15 protein-coding genes, 1 tRNA gene and 1 pseudogene are annotated in these 15,064 nt (G+C 69.0%); 7 read left to right on the forward strand and 10 right to left on the reverse strand.

What is annotated here, in order from left to right; all coding sequences use genetic code 11:
• The 5 genes and pseudogenes from ACQP0P_RS10995 to bcp all read right to left on the reverse strand — a co-directional run bounded on the left by ACQP0P_RS10995 (window position 1) and on the right by bcp (window position 3,682).
• Entirely contained in the window at window positions 1–666 is a 666-nt protein-coding gene (locus ACQP0P_RS10995; protein ID WP_433381802.1) for a response regulator, read from the reverse strand.
• Window positions 667–748: 82 nt separating this feature from the next.
• Complete coding sequence (locus tag ACQP0P_RS11000; RefSeq protein ID WP_433374422.1) at window positions 749–1,948, reverse strand: sensor histidine kinase; 1,200 nt, start codon at window positions 1,946–1,948, stop codon at window positions 749–751.
• Between the two features lie 655 nt (window positions 1,949–2,603).
• Window positions 2,604–2,676 (reverse strand) — tRNA-Leu (locus ACQP0P_RS11005).
• A 76-nt stretch (window positions 2,677–2,752) separates the two neighbouring features.
• Window positions 2,753–3,112: pseudogene (locus tag ACQP0P_RS11010) on the reverse strand (hypothetical protein); the annotation flags it as partial.
• A 105-nt stretch (window positions 3,113–3,217) separates the two neighbouring features.
• Entirely contained in the window at window positions 3,218–3,682 is a 465-nt protein-coding gene (gene bcp, locus ACQP0P_RS11015) for a thioredoxin-dependent thiol peroxidase (RefSeq protein ID WP_433374425.1), read from the reverse strand.
• Window positions 3,683–3,793: 111 nt separating this feature from the next.
• On the opposite strand from bcp, the gene ACQP0P_RS11020 reads away from it, so the two are divergent.
• Window positions 3,794–4,126 carry a DUF3618 domain-containing protein gene (locus tag ACQP0P_RS11020; protein WP_433374428.1) on the forward strand — a complete coding sequence of 111 codons (333 nt, stop codon included), beginning with the start codon at window positions 3,794–3,796 and terminating at the stop codon, window positions 4,124–4,126.
• Window positions 4,127–4,202: 76 nt separating this feature from the next.
• Here ACQP0P_RS11020 and ACQP0P_RS11025 read toward each other — a convergent pair whose 3' ends face one another.
• From ACQP0P_RS11025 to ACQP0P_RS11040, 4 genes are read right to left on the reverse strand one after another with little or no spacing between them, the layout of a single operon-like run.
• Window positions 4,203–4,913 (reverse strand): hypothetical protein, encoded by a 711-nt coding sequence (locus tag ACQP0P_RS11025; RefSeq protein WP_433374431.1) that lies wholly within the window; start codon window positions 4,911–4,913, stop codon window positions 4,203–4,205.
• A 10-nt stretch (window positions 4,914–4,923) separates the two neighbouring features.
• On the reverse strand, window positions 4,924–5,730 hold the full coding sequence (locus ACQP0P_RS11030; protein ID WP_433374433.1) for a hypothetical protein: 807 nt from the start codon (window positions 5,728–5,730) through the stop codon (window positions 4,924–4,926).
• Complete coding sequence (locus ACQP0P_RS11035; protein ID WP_433374436.1) at window positions 5,720–6,904, reverse strand: ATP-grasp domain-containing protein; 1,185 nt, start codon at window positions 6,902–6,904, stop codon at window positions 5,720–5,722. Before ACQP0P_RS11035 ends, ACQP0P_RS11030 begins: the two co-directional genes overlap by 11 nt.
• A complete protein-coding gene (locus tag ACQP0P_RS11040) occupies window positions 6,901–7,848 on the reverse strand; it encodes an NAD-dependent epimerase/dehydratase family protein (RefSeq protein WP_433374439.1) in 948 nt (315 codons plus the stop codon). The genes ACQP0P_RS11035 and ACQP0P_RS11040 overlap by 4 nt, the downstream gene beginning before the upstream one ends.
• Window positions 7,849–8,045: 197 nt before the next feature.
• Between ACQP0P_RS11040 and ACQP0P_RS11045 the strand changes: the two genes are divergently transcribed.
• From ACQP0P_RS11045 to ACQP0P_RS11070, 6 genes are all read left to right on the forward strand, one after another.
• Window positions 8,046–9,056, forward strand: a complete 1,011-nt coding sequence (locus tag ACQP0P_RS11045; RefSeq protein ID WP_433374442.1) for a GNAT family N-acetyltransferase — start codon at window positions 8,046–8,048, stop codon at window positions 9,054–9,056.
• Window positions 9,053–10,069, forward strand: coding sequence for a hypothetical protein (locus tag ACQP0P_RS11050; RefSeq protein WP_433374444.1), 1,017 nt, complete (start codon window positions 9,053–9,055; stop codon window positions 10,067–10,069). Before ACQP0P_RS11045 ends, ACQP0P_RS11050 begins: the two co-directional genes overlap by 4 nt.
• Window positions 10,066–10,833: a hypothetical protein gene (locus ACQP0P_RS11055; protein ID WP_433374447.1), complete on the forward strand. Its 768-nt coding sequence runs from the start codon at window positions 10,066–10,068 to the stop codon at window positions 10,831–10,833. The genes ACQP0P_RS11050 and ACQP0P_RS11055 overlap by 4 nt, the downstream gene beginning before the upstream one ends.
• Window positions 10,830–12,038 carry a hypothetical protein gene (locus tag ACQP0P_RS11060; RefSeq protein ID WP_433374449.1) on the forward strand — a complete coding sequence of 403 codons (1,209 nt, stop codon included), beginning with the start codon at window positions 10,830–10,832 and terminating at the stop codon, window positions 12,036–12,038. Before ACQP0P_RS11055 ends, ACQP0P_RS11060 begins: the two co-directional genes overlap by 4 nt.
• Complete coding sequence (locus tag ACQP0P_RS11065) at window positions 12,035–13,009, forward strand: glycosyltransferase family 2 protein (RefSeq protein ID WP_433374452.1); 975 nt, start codon at window positions 12,035–12,037, stop codon at window positions 13,007–13,009. The genes ACQP0P_RS11060 and ACQP0P_RS11065 overlap by 4 nt, the downstream gene beginning before the upstream one ends.
• A gap of 208 nt (window positions 13,010–13,217) precedes the next feature.
• Window positions 13,218–13,691 carry a hypothetical protein gene (locus ACQP0P_RS11070; RefSeq protein ID WP_433374455.1) on the forward strand — a complete coding sequence of 158 codons (474 nt, stop codon included), beginning with the start codon at window positions 13,218–13,220 and terminating at the stop codon, window positions 13,689–13,691.
• Between the two features lie 141 nt (window positions 13,692–13,832).
• Here ACQP0P_RS11070 and ACQP0P_RS11075 read toward each other — a convergent pair whose 3' ends face one another.
• On the reverse strand, window positions 13,833–15,026 hold the full coding sequence (locus ACQP0P_RS11075; RefSeq protein ID WP_433374458.1) for an amino acid deaminase/aldolase: 1,194 nt from the start codon (window positions 15,024–15,026) through the stop codon (window positions 13,833–13,835).
• Window positions 15,027–15,064 lie beyond the last annotated feature (38 nt).

Here is a 15,064-nt window from a genome sequence, read left to right on the forward strand (position 1 = left end):
CTAGTCGGCCGAATGTGGAGTTACGAGCCCGGATTCATAGGCATACACAACGACCTGCGCCCGATCCCGCAGGCCCAGCTTGGCCAGCACCCGGCCCAGATGCGTCTTGACGGTCGCCTCCGCCAACTCCAGCCGACCGGCGATCTCCATGTTCGACAACCCCCTCGCCACCAGCACCAGCACCTCACGCTCCCGCGCCGTCAACCCCGACAGCGCGGCCGGCTCGGCCACCCCCGCCGAGGGAAGATGCACCGCGAACCGCTCCAGCAACCGCCGCGTCGTGCTCGGCGCCACCACCGCGTCCCCGCTGTGCACCGAATGGATCGCACTCACCAGATCGGCGGGCGGCACATCCTTCAGCAGGAACCCCGACGCACCCGCTTTCAACGCCGCGAACGCGTACTCGTCCAGATCGAACGTGGTCAGGATCAGCACCCGAGGCCCCCCGGCCACCGAACAGATCAACCGCGTCGCCTCCACCCCGTCCATGACCGGCATCCGCACATCCATCAGCACCACGTCGACCTCGACCGACCGCACCGCCTCCACCGCAGCGGCCCCGTTGCCCGCCTCCGCGACGACCTCGATACCGGGATGGGCACCGAGCACCATCCGGAACCCGGTACGCAGCAACTCCTGATCGTCGACCAGCATCACCCGAATCACCTGGTCACCCACCGCTGCACCCCCGCCCTGCCCTCCACGGAACGCACCCGATCACCACCACACCCGACCCGGACGCCCACTCTCAAGCCGCCCGACCCGTCCCGGCCTCACCGATCGGCAGCCGCGCCAGCACCCGGAAACCGCCACCGGGACCGGGCCTCGCCTCCACACTCCCACCGAACAGCGCGACCCGCTCCCGCATGCCGACCAGGCCGTGCCCGCCCTCACGCCGCGGCGCCGCGGCACCACGACCGTCGTCGGTCACCCGCAACAGCAACTCCCGCACGCCGTACTCCATCTCCACCACGGCCCTGCTCTCCGGACCGCCGTGCTTGAGAGTATTGGTGAGCGCCTCCTGCACGATCCGATAGACGGTCAACTGCTCCCCCTCAGGAAGCTTCCGCGGCACCCCGAGCACCCGAAACTCCACCGGCAGCCCGGACGCACGCACCCGCGCCACCAGATCGTCCAACTGCGACAGGCTCGGCTGCGGAGCGTACTCCTCCTGCACACCATCGGCCCGCAACACACCCACCATCCGCCGCATCTCCGCCAGCGCCCCGCGCCCCGTCGCCGAGACCGCCCGCATCGCCTGACGCGCCTGCTCCGGATCATGCTCGATCGCATAACCCGCCCCGTCCGCCTGAACGATCATCACGCTCACATTGTGCGCGACCACATCGTGCAGCTCACGGGCGATCCGAGCCCGCTCCGCCGCCGCCGCCAACCGGGCCTGCTGATCACGCTCCCGCTCGGCCCGCTCGGCCCGCTCCTCCAACCCCTCCAGATAGCGGCGACGGGTGTTCGCGTAGATCCCCGCGATCCAGATCGCCATCGTGAACGCCGAGGCCGTGGCGAAGGCACTCACGTCGAGTTCCGGTGCCAACCGCGCGAACGCCAGAGCCAGCCCCAACTCCACCACCAGACCCGCGCCGACCGCCCAGCGCAGCGGGCGCCGCGACGCCACACCGTACATGGCGACGAGCACCGAGACATTGAAGAACAAGGGCTGCACACCGAGAAGCCACTGCAGGAAACAGGTCAGCGAGATGATCACGAAGACCGTGACGGGACGCTGCCGCAACCAGAGCAGCGGCACGAACAGCAACAACCCCAGCCCCGCGAACCCCCACGACCCCAGCCTCGTAGCTCCCAGTGCCACCAGGTCACCCGTCCCGACGGCCCAGACATTGAGCACCGAGACCAGCAGGAACGGGCTCAGCCACAGCGCGCCCGTAATCCCGGGATGGCGCCTGCTCCAGGCGCGTAATCTGCCGAACACACCACCACGATACGTATCCGCAGATCACCGCCCTTCCCCCGGAAGGGGGAGCCCGATGTACGACCCAGGTCGCACATCCGGCACGACTTACAGAGCCTTTACGGCCCCTGCGGCACCATGGTTTATGGGAGCACCCTCCGGGGTGAGTAAAGGGAGACAGTTTGTGATGATCAGTCACAACGACGCTGGGTCGCGCGGCATTTAGACCACGCCGCGCGACCTGACGTTTTTCCCCGTTCCCCCCGCCACACCGGATGCCGCTCGGATGCTTCGGTGATCTCCCTCGAATCACCCGCTTACCCGCGCGGGTCCACTGGGTTCTCCCGTCCAGCGGTGGACATCGTGCCGCTCCGGGCGACGCCGGTCCCACGAGCGGTCGGCCGGAGCTCACCCGGGTGACTCACCGAAGCCGTCTCCCACGGCGAAGCCATCCGAACGTGCATCCCCGGCCTCACCCGCCACACCGGACGCGGCGGCACGGTCTTCCGCGAGGACGGATTCGCGCAGTAATTGAATGGCTCTGCGTATGACCGCGGATCTCGACGCGAAGCGCCTTTCGGTCCGGCAATCTTCTATGAAGAATGAATCCTGGGCCGATATTGTTATGCTGGTGTCTATCGACTTCATGTCGACCGGTTGGCTTTGAATTGTTTTGTGGGGTCGACGGGATTCGAACCCGCTCTGGACGGTACCTAAAACCGTGGCCTCTGCCGTTGGGCTACGACCCCTATTCTTGCCTGCGAAATTCTCTGTCTGTGAATGGCAATTGGGGCAGAGAAAGCGCAGGTTTTCTTTTCTGTTGTCCAGCCAGTTGCCGTTGATATGGTCAACGTGCAGTGTCAATGCCTGACCTTGCCAGGCGCCCTCGATCCTACAGCCCGCGCAGCGGTATGGCATCCCGATTTCGATCAAGCTGCGCCTGAGCTGCCCGGGGTCTGGGCGAGGGCTGCCCTCCGATCGTATGGCGAGAACCTGTTCCGGGCGACTGCGTCGTGGTGAGGGCTTCCCTCTGTTGGGGGAGACCCTGCGAAAGTGCGACGTGTCGATTCCGAAGCGCTTCAGCTGGCGGCTGATGTGGGCGTGGTTGCCGCCCGCGATGGTGATGCCGAGGCGGCGGAGGACGTCGGCGATGCTGAGGGAGTCGGCCGCGGCCTCCACCAGCATTTCGGGGGTGTATTTGTATTTGATGGGCACGCGTCAAGTCTAGGTAACGGGTATGGCAATTCTCGACGCGTGCCCACGTCATGATAAATGGCTAAAAAAGGGGATTTAATCGATGCCGAGTTCGCGGCGGAGCCGGGCTACGTGGCCGGTCGCCTTCACGTTGTAGAGAGCCTTCTCGATCTTGCCGTCGGCGTCGATGACAAAGGTGGAGCGGATGACCCCGACCGTCGTCTTGCCGTACATCATCTTCTCCCCGTAGGCGTCGTAGGCCTTGTGGACCTCCAACGCGGGGTCGGACAGCAGCGGGAAGGTCAGGGCGTCGCGCTCGACGAACTTGGCGAGCTTGGCGGGGGTGTCCTTCGAGACGCCGAGCACGGTGAGGCCGGCCGAGCCGAGCGAGGCCAGGCTGTCGCGGAAGTCGCAGGCCTGTTTGGTGCAGCCCGGGGTCATCGCGGCGGGGTAGAAGTAGAGGATGACGCGCCTGCCGCGGTACTGCTCAAGCGACACGGTGGTGCCGTCGGCGGCCGGAAGCGTGAAGTCCGGGGCGGCGTCGCCCGGCTCGAGTTTCATGATGTCCCTCCGAGGAATGGTTCCCAGGTCAACTTACCGGCCTGTCCGAAGTGCCGTAGGTGGGCCGGACCTGACAGACTGATCGATGTCAAGAAGTAGGGGAGGAGAGCCATGGCGGACACCGATCCCGCGGAGTTGGAACGGCAGATCGAGCGCACGCGCGCGGAGTTGGCCCAGACGGTGGACGCCATCGCGGACCGGGTGAGCCCCAAGCGGGTCGCGGAGCGTGGCGTGGCGAAGGTCAGGGCGAATGCCGAGCATCTTGTCGCCCAGGTCGGTGACCTGGTGACCGGTGCGTCGGGGCCGAGGCCGGTCAGGCTGGATGGCGAGCCCGAGGATCTGTGGGCGGACGAGCGGCCGGATCTGGCGCCGATTCTGATCGGTGTGGGGGCGTTGCTGGCGGTCAGTGCGGTGATCATGTTGTGGCGGCGCCGTCGGCCGTGACCGGCGGACGGCGCCGTCGCGCGGCGGTGGGTGTGCGGGGTGTCGGCACCGCTCCCGGGGTGAGCGGTGCCGGACGTCAGCCGGTGCGGCGCAGTCGGCGGCCGATCGCGGTGAAGAGCCGCCGGGGAAGTGCCAGCGCCAGTACGGCGAGGACGACGTGCACCGCGATGAAGGCGTATGCCTCGTTCCGTGTCGCCGGGTGGCCGAGCCGGACCGTCATGTGATGGGCCCAGTCCCACAGTTCCGGGATCCCGTCCAGCCTGCGGTTCATGGAGACCGCCATCAGGTCTTCGAGGCCGGACATCTGCAGGATCGTCATGGCCGTACCGGTCCGTAGTACGCCTTCGCGTGAGCCGCCACCGATCCGGTAGGCGAGGGTGAGTGCTACCAGGAGGAACGGTACGAACACCACCACGTGCAGGTAGAGATCTTCGAAGACGGCGGATCCGTCCGCCATGTCCATCGCGGTCATGAAGGTCTTGGGCACGAAGTAGCAGAGGAAGGCCAGGAAGATCGCGGGCAGTGCGACCAGGTGCAGCCGAAACCGCCGCGCCCACGCGATGTTCAGCCAGGCGATGGCGACGCAGGCGGCGATCTGGGGTGTCAGCTTGACGAACAGCATCCACGCCGAGGTGATCTCCCGCTCGTAGGGGATGACGAAGCGCACCATGGCGGCCAGCAGTATCGCGAGGGCCCCCACCAGCAGCGTTACCCGGTTCTCCAGCCAGAACGAACCGGTCGTGACGGATGGTGGTGTGCCCGTCCGGGTGGACGATGAAGACGGCATTGAATCCCTGTCAGTGCGTTGAGACGATCGGTGCGCCGTGCTCGGGGCAGACAGCTGTGATGAGTGATCCCGAATCGTCGGGGATCACGTTGACCAGCGTGGGCCGTGTCCGGCGCAGCGCCGTCACGGTCAGTGCCCGTCCGGCGGGGTGGGCGTGGAAGTGTCGCCACAGCAGGTGGATCCGACCGCAGGTGGTGGCCGACGCCGCGAAGTAGCCGAGATGTGGGTCGTGCACGACTCCCGCTCTTTTGGAGAGTACGGCGTGTGCGGCGGTCATCCGTTCGACGGTGTTCACCTCGATGCCGTCGAGTTCCGGTAGCAGCGCGTCGAGGGCGGCCCGTTCACCTATCAGGGTCGCCCGTCCGGCCTCGGCCGCGATGCGGAGCGCTTCGGCGTTCAGCGCTCGGCGGCGGCCCTCGTCGAGGACCTTCGCACCGGGGGAGAGCAGCACCCCGTAGCGCGGTCCGATCCAGGCGGGGAGAACGCCACGGGGAAGGACACGCCGGTCGAGCGTCGCGGCGCGTACTTCCAGGACGGGTGTCCGGCTCGGCGCGCCCACCAGGCTGAGCGCGTCCCGTAGTTCCCGTCCCTCGTCGATCCACAGGGACGGCTCCCGGGAGGCGTCGAAGGGCTGAGCGAACGGGCACAGGCGGTGGAGCTGGCCGGTCAGGGCCGCCGAGGGTGTGGGTTCGGGTTCGGCGAGGGCCCTGCCCGCGGACACCCACTGGTCGCGGTAGAAGGGCACCCGCAGGAAGGCCGTCCTGACGATCCTGCGGTAGGCCCGCTCCCAGCGCGTCGCCGAGAAGTCAGCCGGCATCGACGCTGACCTGGACCAGGTCGTCGACGGTGGCCAGCACCTCGGTGAGTTCGTCCGCCGAGGTCGCCGAGGCCAGCACGTAACCCAGTTTCGCCCGGCATTCGGTGTAGGGCATGACGGGTTCGCCCGGCAGGGTGGTGACCAGCACGTCGTCCACCCCGGGCAGGGCGAGTGCGTCCCGCAGGCCGTTCAGGGCCACCAGTGTTCCCTTGGTGTCCGAGCGGAGCATGCGTACGGCGGCGTGCCTGGTCCAGCGGGGAGAGAGCTCGGGGCGCTCGCCGATGGCGAGCAGGACGGCGGCGGCCACGGTGTCGACCCCGTACATGAGGCCGAGCGCCTCGCCCATGCCGTTGCCGCCGATTCTCGCGCCCATCTCGATCAGTACGACACCGTCGCCGGTGACGAACAGGTCGATGTTGAGCGGGCCGTCGGTGTAGCCCACGTCGGCGCAGACGAGTTCGATCTGCCGGGTGACCTCCCGGGTCAGTGGCTCGTCGCGAGGGGCCATGTGGTGCCCGATCGCGACGACCTGGGGCGCCGCCACCACGCGGTCGCTCAGTCCCAGCAGGGCCACCTGGCCGTCCTGGAGGAACGCCTCACCGCAGAGGTCCCGGCCGGTGACGAGTTCCTCGACGATCACGGTCGCCGAGGGGGAGACGTCGCTCGCCGCCCGCACGGCGTCGCCCAGTTCCTGCGGGCCGGTGCAGATCGTGATGCCGCGGGAACTGCCCGAGTCGACGGGTTTGACGATGAGCGGGAAGGCCGGTCGTACGGTGTCGCGGAGGATCTCGTCGGTGGTGCCGCTGACGTAGGCGGGTCCGTCCATGCCGAGCCGCCTGCACACCTCGCGGAAGTAGGCCTTGTCCACCGAGGCCCGCAGGGCGGGGACGGACAGCCCGCGGGGTAGTCCGAGCCGCTCCGTCACCTCGACGAGGGCCGGCAGGTTGATGTCGCTTCCCGGGGCGAGTACTCCGGCCACGTCGTCCCGGCCGCGCAGTGCCGCCGTCACCGCCTCCACGTCACGGGTGCTGAGGTGGAGGAACTCGTCGGCCTCCCGGACTCCGGGGGCGTCGGCGCGGATGTCGACGCAGATCGTACCCAGCCCGAGCCGCCGGGCGGCCCGGAACGAGCTGATCGTGCCGTCCGAGCCGCCCAGGATGACCAGGTGCTTCACGCGTGGGCCGCCTCTGGGGCGTTCCAGCTGACGCCGCGGGTTTCGATGAACCAGTCCACGGTCCGGGCCATTCCCTCCTGGAGGGAGACGAGTGAGTCCGGATCGATCCCGACCGACAGGAGGGTCTTGTTCTGTGCCGTGACCGCGGTGTCGGGCGTCTCGCCCGGCCGCATGGGCAGGCCGACGATGGGCACCCGTTCGTAACCGCGGGCCACGCAGAGGTCGATGACGAGTTCCGCGACCTCGTGGATGGTGGACGAGGTGGTCGGGCCGACTTCCACGACGTGGTCGAGGACCGTGCCCGCGGCGGCGGTCTCCAGGGAGGAGACGAGTGCCCGTGCCACGTCTCCGACCCAGACCATGTCGGAGATCTGGGTGCCTCCGCCGTACAACTCGACAGGCATGCCGGTCAGCGCGCGGCAGACGACGGCAGGGGTGATCTTCCTGACCTTGCCCGGGGCGAACGGCGGAGCGGCCTGCTGGCGGGGGCCGTAGGCGTTGACGACTCGCACGCTGTTGACCTTGGTGCCGCGGTGGGCGTTGAACATGCGGACGAAGCGTTCCACGGCTGTCTTGGAGATGGAGTAGCTGTTGTCCATCCAGTGGTTGCCGACGCAGATGTAGACGCCGGGCAGATCGTACTGGGCGACGGCCTCGAGGAAGTTGAGACCGCCCATGAGGTTGGTCTCGGCCGCGGGCCGCGGATTGGTGATGGTCTCCTGGGTGCCGAGAACGGCGGCCAGGTGCACTATCGCGTCACAGTGCGCCGCGAGTTCCGTCATCGCGGTGGCGTCCCGGATGTCGCCCCGCATGACTTCCCAGGGCATGTGCGGTTCGGCGCGTCCTCTGTGATCGAACACGAGCGGAACGTGGCCGCGGGATGCGAGTTCTTCGCAAACGTAGCGGCCGATGAATCCGTTTCCTCCGGTTACCCCGACTTTCATGTCTTCCTCTGTGTTGAGTTGAACACTCCGCGTCAATAGGTGTGCGCGTGCGTCCTAAATGTGCGTGTATGTCGTTTTTGTGAGCAAACACGTCCATGATCAGGTCAACATATACTGCTGCAACTGGCTTGACAGAATAATGACCTGTTTCCATGTTGTGATGATTGTCGTCGCCGGGGGGCCGAGTGAGGCTAGAGGTGTTGGATCCATGCCGTGATCCGGAACCCGACGGCTGGGAGGAGTTCCGGCAGGCCGAAGGGCTGACCGCCATCTGGGCGTACGACGTCATCGGCGCGTCGTGCGAGGGATCGTGGGCCCGCCCCCTGCTGGCCGTGTTCCGCGAAGGCCGGCGCATCACCGCGGTGATCGGCGCGGTGTACGTCGGCCTGCGATCACCGGGTTCCAGCCGGGCGCCCCGGCCCCGCCGAGAGCCGCTCACCCTCGATGTCCGCCTGCCCGGCCACTCCAACGGGCCGACATGGCATTTCTCCGGCGAGGTGTCGTTCGACGCGCGGCGGGCCATGCTGCGGCTGTTCGAGCGGGCCGCCGCGCGCCGACTCGGCTGGGGGCTCGTGGGCGTGGTCTACCGCATGGTGACAGAGGGCGAGCTGCCCTTGGTCGTCCGCCGGGGCGCGATCGTGTGGGAATCCCCGGGGAGCACCGTCATGCCCCTGCGCTGGACCTCCACGGAGGAGTGGCTCGGCTCGCTCAGCAAGAACCGGCGGAAGACCCTGCGCCGTCAGATCCGGTGGATCGCCGAGGCAGGCGACCTGCTCGTGACGGCAGGGACGGCACGGTCCGACCTCGACCCGGTGGAGATGGCCGAGCTGAACCGCACGCACACGGCACGGCTGGCGACCCGCCTCGACCCGCGCGCGCCCCTGCCCGCGGCGTACTTCGGCGGACTGCTCCAGCGTGAGGACGTGTGCGTGATCTCGTATCACGCCGGGCGGCGGCTGCTGGCCTTCACGGTCCTGTTCGACCACGAGACCTCTCCCGTCTCCGCCACCTGGGCGGCGCTGCGGCCGGAGGAGGGCGGGCGCAAGGACCTCTACTTCGACGTCCACGCGCGTCTGGTCCGGAAGGTGATCGAGGACGGGAAGAAGGAGCTCCTGGGTGGCCGGGGCAGGGTGGAGATCAAGAAGTCGCTGGGCTACGAGTACGTCCCGATGAAGCTCGTCGCCGTCCCCCGATGGGTGATGGGATGAGCCTTACCCTGCAGACGCTGGATCCCCGGCACGATCCCGAGCCCTCGGACTGGGAGGAGCTCCGCACCGCCGCCGGCCAGACCGTGACCTGGCGCTACGACCTCCTGCGGGCCTACGCCTGGGCCGCTCAGGCGCCGGTCCTGCTCACCGTGCTCAGGGCGGGAGGTGCCGCGGTGGGCGCCGTGTCGGCGTCGTTGCGCGGAGTACGGCCACGCAGAGGCGTCTACGTCACCGATCGGGACCCCGCGGGTCTCCTGGACGTCCACGCGCCGGGCAACCGTTCACAGAAAGGCTGGTGGTTCACCGGCGAGCCGGGACCCGAGCGGCGGCGGGAACTGCTACGCGGCTACCTGCGCGGCATCCGTGCGGAGCTGGGTGCCGGCTGGCGGAGCATGGTGTGGAGAGAGGTGTCACCCGGCGAGCCCGCACTGCTGCCCGGCGCGGTCAAGGTCCGCTGTCCCACCGAGCCGCTGGCCAGGCTGGCCACCCCCTGGAGTGACCTCGACCAGTGGTACTCCCTGCTCGACCGCGCCCGTCGGGACTCGCTCAGGCGGCGAGCCAGGAGTTTCTCCGCCGATCGCGGGCTGTCGATCGAGATCGGCCCGGCCCGCGAACTGGTGACCGGAACGGAGGCCGCCGTGCTGCGTGCCGAGAACGACCTCAAGCACCGCGGCGGGCTCTTCCCCGTCGCCCCACTGCCGTTCTCCTATCTCGAAGCGCTGGTCGGCGGCGACGAGGTCATGGCGCTCGCCTACCGTGACGCCGCCGGGCGGCTCCTCGGGCTCTCCCTGATCCTGGATCACCCCACGTGGCCGATCTGTTTCAGCTGGGGAGCCGTCCTGCCGGAGGACGGTGGCCGCAAGCACCTGTACTTCGACGGCTACGTCCGCATGGTGGAGTGGTCCATCGCCTCGGGCAAGGCCGGGCTGGTCCTGGGCAAGGGCCAGGCCGAGGCCAAGAGGGACCTCGGCGCGGAACTCGTCCCCTCCTCCGTTCTCGCGGTGCCCCTGTGACCTGCGTGCAGTGCGGGCACCCGCACCCCACTCTGATCAGAAGGCGCCTGCGCCCGGCCCGCTACTCCTGCCGGTCGTGCGGCGCGGTGTTCAGGACCCACCCGTTCCACGGCCGGGAGCCGGAACGGTACGCGTCGACGGACGGCGATCCGCTCATGGCGTTCATGCCCGCCCGCATGGTCCGCTGGGTGCGTGAAGGGCAGGAGCCGGTCACCGACCCGCCGGACCGGACGGCGCTCACGCGGTGGTACAAGGATTTTGACGCCCTTGTCGCCGGGGCACGGTCCTCGGCTGAGGCGCGCGCCGTCGTCGAGCGGGTGAGCGAGGTTCCGCTCGACCTGCTGCCCGCCAGGCCCCCCGCGTTCTCCAAGGTGTGCGCCGCGCTGCACGCCACCTGCTACGACAGCGGGCTCGCCGTGTCGAGACTGGCCGGGCAGGATCCGGACTTCGTGGCCGAGAGGGTCGGCCACCTGCGGCGCTGGCTCGCCACGGCGGGAAGGTCCACGACCTGGCTGGCGGCGGCTGCCGCCGGCGATCCCGCTCCCGAGGCGGTCGAGGAACTGCTGCCGTTGCCCGGCTCGTTCACCGCGGAACAGGTCAGGACCTTCTTCTCCGCGCTGTTCGGCGTGGAGCGGGGGCCGTCCATCCCGGGGGTGCGTGACCACTTCGGCGAGGAGCGGATCCGGCGAGCCCTGCTCGCCTACCTGGAGAACGGCACCCGCCCGCTGCGCGAGGCCGTGCTGGACGAACTGGATGCCGGATGACCGTCACCGCCGAGGTCGCGGCCTCACACCGCGTCGGCCCGCGCCGCCTGTTGACACTGCTGGGCGGTCGCGCCACGTTCCGCCTCCTGCTGTACGGCTCCGCGGGTGTCCTGGTCGCCGCATGGAGCCGGGGTGACTTCAACCGGTACGCGGCCGCGATGGGGGCGACGGGCTGGCTGTGCATGGTGGTGCAGTCGGGTCCTGAGAAGGCGGCGCTCAGGCTCATCCCCCGCGCCCGCCGTACCCGCGAGCAGCTCGCGGGCATGCTCCGCGCGATCCTCGCCCATGTCCCGATCCCCTTCGCCGTGGCCGCCTCGGCCGCTTTCGTCCTCGCGCCTGACGCCATGGTCACGGTCTACCTGCTCGGCACCGCCTACTACATCTCACTCGGCTGTGGCATGCTCGGCGTGGCCGTGCACCGGGCCCTTGGCCGTTACACCCCCGACACCGTCCACTTCTCGCTGCTCGGCCTGGGGACGCTGGCCATGGCCGGGCTTGCCTTCGCCGTACCCGTCCGGCCTGCCGGCTACCTGGCCGGACTGCTCGTCCTGAGCACGATGCTCAACCTCGTCCTGCTGCGCGGTCTGCCTCGCACCGGCCGGCCACCGCACCGCGCGTTGCGCCGCGTCCTGGCCGGCACCGTGGTGCTGATGGGTACGGCCGACGTGATGAGCAACGCCATGGTGGGCGCGCTCTTCGTGGAACTGGCGCTCACCTCCCACGCGAGCCAGAGCGGCGACCTCTACATGATGATCCTCGGATGGGGGTTCACCGTGTCCGTGATCTACACGCTGCAGCGGATCTACCAGCCCCGGCTGTCGCTGCGAATGGCCTCGGGCGGCGCCGAAGCCCGAGCGCTCGGTCGACGTGTCGCCCGGCTCTCCGTCTGGATGAGCGCCACCTGGCTGGTCCTGGCGGGAACGGCGCTCATCGGCGGCCTGGCGGGCACCCGGTCCCTGGTCGCGCTCGGCGGCCTTCTGCTGTCCACGCTCCCGGTCTACCTGCTGACGAGCTTCGGGATCTTCATGCTGGAGAACACCGATGAGGCCGGCCTGCGAAACAGCGCGAAGGCGGCTGTCATGGCACTGGTCGCGGTCATCGGGCTGGGCGCGCTGGTGATACCGCTCGCGGGGGCCGCCGGGGCGGTGTACGCGCTGGGAGCGAACGGGTTCGTGCTCGGCCTGATGTTGAGGAGGGCAATGTGACGACCGGGCTGACCGTGCTGGTGCCGTGTTTCAACGAGGGAGCGCAGGTCGAGGTCGCCCACCGCGAGCTGACCGAGGCCCTGAAGGGGATCGACGAGCTGGAGATCCTCTTCGTCGACGACGGCAGTACCGACGACTCCCTCGACCGGGTCCGCCGCCTGGCGGAGTCGGATCCACGAGTGCGTTACCTGTCCTTCACCCGTAACTTCGGTATCGATGCCGTCATGGCGGCCGGGTTCCGCTATGCCGGCCAGCCATGGACGGTCCAGTGCGACGCGGACCTCCAGGTGCCGCCCGAGGAGATCTGGGCACTGCTCGCCAAAGCCGGCGAGGGGTACGACGTCGTGTTCGGCGAGCGGCTGGGGCGACGTGACCCCCTGGTTCGCAGGCTCGGGTCGGCAGGTCTGCACTGGACGGCCCGGCGGGTCTTCGGGATCGACATGCCGAGGGGCGCCTCCACCTTCCGGGTGGTACGCACCGGCGTGGCCCGCACGATCACCGATCTGAGGCTGCCCTGGTTCATCCCGGCGGTGCCCCTGGTCGGTGCCCGCCACGCCGTCACCCCGGTCAGGCACAGACCGCGCACGGCGGGCCGCTCCAAGCTCCGCCTGGCGAGACTGGTCGCACACGGCTTCGAGCTGTTCTTCGGCTTCTCCTGGCGTCCGCTCAACGCGGTGTACGCGGTGGCCGTGCTGGGCGGGGTTCTCTCGCTGGTGCTGGCGATACTCGGATATCTGGGGGTGGCGGGCGGGTCGGTCATGGGCGCGGCCCAGCTCCTGCTCATCGGGCTGGTGCTCGCCACGGTGGCTCTGGTGGGACGCTATCTCCACAGGCTCGCGTACGACTCGCGAGGTCTGCGGGTCTACTACGTCAGGGAGTCCAACCTGGCGCTGCTTCCCGAGGACAGCCTGACCGGCGGCCTGCGTTGCCCACCTCCTCCCGATCATCCCGACCGTCGGGTGAGCGGATGAGCGGGTTCGGCGTCCCATCTCGCCGCGCCGGTGGCGGTTCTGTCCCGGGTGGTCCTTTCGATGCCTCCGGCCGCACGGATCCGGCGCCGATCCTGACCGCGGTGCAGGGCGCCGGCGGTCGGCGGTCTGGAGTTGAGTAGGGGTTTACTCATGTGCCCTTTTCCGTGCTCGCGGAATATTGCGAGCAAGGAAAAGGGAGGGTAAATCCGTGAAAAGCATCATTCGCGCTGCGGTCGCGGTGGCGGCGGCCACCGGTCTCATGCTGACGGTGGCTCCGGCCGCCTTCGCGGCGGCGCCGGTGTCGGCCGCGCGTGACTTCGACGACAGTTTCGACCAGGAGTCCAGGAACGGGCTGGCCACGGTCGAGGCCGAATACTCGGTCGAGGGCGACGACGAGGACGAGAACACGTTCGTGCTGCGGGGCGGGCTGTACGACGGTGACCGGCGTTCGCTGGCCCGGGGTGGGCGGTGTGCCTACTTCGAGGTGCAGGCCGCCTCGTCCGATGACGAGGACTGGAATGTCATCAAGCGGGTGAAGCAGTGCGGCTATGACGACACCAAGTACTTCCGCGTCACGGCGCATGACGTCAGCGAGGTGCAGGTGAAGACCTGCCAGATCAGCTACCGGGGTTGGTCCACCTACAAGTGCAGCAGGTGGTACGAGCTCGACCTGGGCTTCTAGAGGTTTCCGCTGAGCCCCGGTACGGGGGCCTCTCCGGGCGCGGGGGCAGCGCGGGCTTCCGGGGCCGGAGGGCGGAGGATGCGACACGAGCGGGCACCCGCCGGTGGGCGAGGTGCCCGCTCCGCGTGCACGGGTGGCGGGTCAGAGGAAGGTGCGGCCCTCGCCCCGGTAGGTGGGGACCTCGTCCACGACCCTGTCCCCGTCGATCAGGTGCAGGCCGGCGAAGCGCTCGCAGAGCTCGCCGGCCTTGGCGTGCCTGAACCAGACCCGGTCGCCGGTGCGCAGGTCCTCGGCGGCCTGTCCGACCAGGGGGGTCTGGACCTCGCCGGCTCCCTCGTTGGGGTCGTACCGCAGCCCGCACGGCAGGTAGGGCTGGGGCAGGCGGTCGGCGCCGGGGGGGCCGGAGGCCGGGTAGCCGCCGCCGAGGACCGTGACGACGCCGGGTGCGGGGCGGCGTACGACGGGCAGGGCGAAGAGGGCGGCGGGGTGGCCGCCGAAGCCCCGGTAGAAGTCGAACAGGCGGGGGTGGAAGAAGCCGGAGCCGGCGGCGATCTCGGTGATGGCCTTCTCCCTGGCGGTCTTCTCGATGCTGCCGGTACCGCCGCCGTTGACGAACTCCAGGTCGGTGATCTGGCGGACGGCCTGGACGATCCGGCCCCTGCGGGTGATCAGCTCGCGCTGGGACCGGGTCTGCATCAGGCGGATGGCCCGGGTGAGGGCGGGCTTGCCGGGGGGGTCGTCGCCGACCCCGGCGATCTGCGCCTCGTACGCCATCACGCCCACGAGGCGGAATCCGGGGCGTTTGGCGATCTGGGTGGCCAGCTCGGCGGCCTGGTCGCTCTCGCGGATGGAGGAGCGGCGGACGCCCGCCCGGAACCGGCCGCCGAAGGCGAGGTAGCCCGCGTCGATGTCGAGGCAGACCCGGATCTCCTGGCGGTCGTGGACGCCGGCGATGGCGGAGTCGACGAGGTCGAGGTGGTCGATCCGGTCCACCATGATGGTGATTTCCCGTGCGGCGAGCGGTTCGGCGGCCAGCTCGGCGAGCGCGGCACGGTCCACCGTGGGGTAGGCGACGAGCACGTTCCGCATTCCGGTGGAGACCAGCCAGAGGGCTTCGGGGAGGGTGAAGGCCATGATCCCGCTGAAGCCGCCCATGGCGAGGATCCGTTCGAGCACCGCCCGGGACCTGATGGACTTGCTCGCGACCCTGATCGGCTTGCCGTGAGCCCGGTGGAGCATTCCCTCGGCGTTGGCGCGCAGGGCGGGCAGGTCGAGGACGGCGAAGGGGGGGTCCAGGTGTGCGGTGGCCCGGTTGTAGCGCTGGAGGTCGTCCATGTTCGCAGGATAACCCGGCTCGGGAGAATATGAGCAAT

This window comes from Streptosporangium sp. CA-115845 (assembly GCF_050943795.1).
GTDB lineage: Bacteria > Actinomycetota > Actinomycetes > Streptosporangiales > Streptosporangiaceae > Streptosporangium.

Bases quoted from the DNA above. Each gene is read 5' to 3' on its own strand.
- bcp (WP_433374425.1), bottom strand. From the start codon at position 3,682: ATGAAACTCGAGCCGGGCGACGCCGCCCCGGACTTCACGCTTCCGGCC.
- ACQP0P_RS11020 (WP_433374428.1), top strand. From the start codon at position 3,794: ATGGCGGACACCGATCCCGCGGAGTTGGAACGGCAGATCGAGCGCACG.
- ACQP0P_RS11025 (WP_433374431.1), bottom strand. From the start codon at position 4,913: ATGCCGTCTTCATCGTCCACCCGGACGGGCACACCACCATCCGTCACG.
- ACQP0P_RS11030 (WP_433374433.1), bottom strand. From the start codon at position 5,730: ATGCCGGCTGACTTCTCGGCGACGCGCTGGGAGCGGGCCTACCGCAGG.
- ACQP0P_RS11040 (WP_433374439.1), bottom strand. From the start codon at position 7,848: ATGAAAGTCGGGGTAACCGGAGGAAACGGATTCATCGGCCGCTACGTT.
- ACQP0P_RS11050 (WP_433374444.1), top strand. From the start codon at position 9,053: ATGAGCCTTACCCTGCAGACGCTGGATCCCCGGCACGATCCCGAGCCC.
- ACQP0P_RS11060 (WP_433374449.1), top strand. From the start codon at position 10,830: ATGACCGTCACCGCCGAGGTCGCGGCCTCACACCGCGTCGGCCCGCGC.
- ACQP0P_RS11075 (WP_433374458.1), bottom strand. From the start codon at position 15,026: ATGGACGACCTCCAGCGCTACAACCGGGCCACCGCACACCTGGACCCC.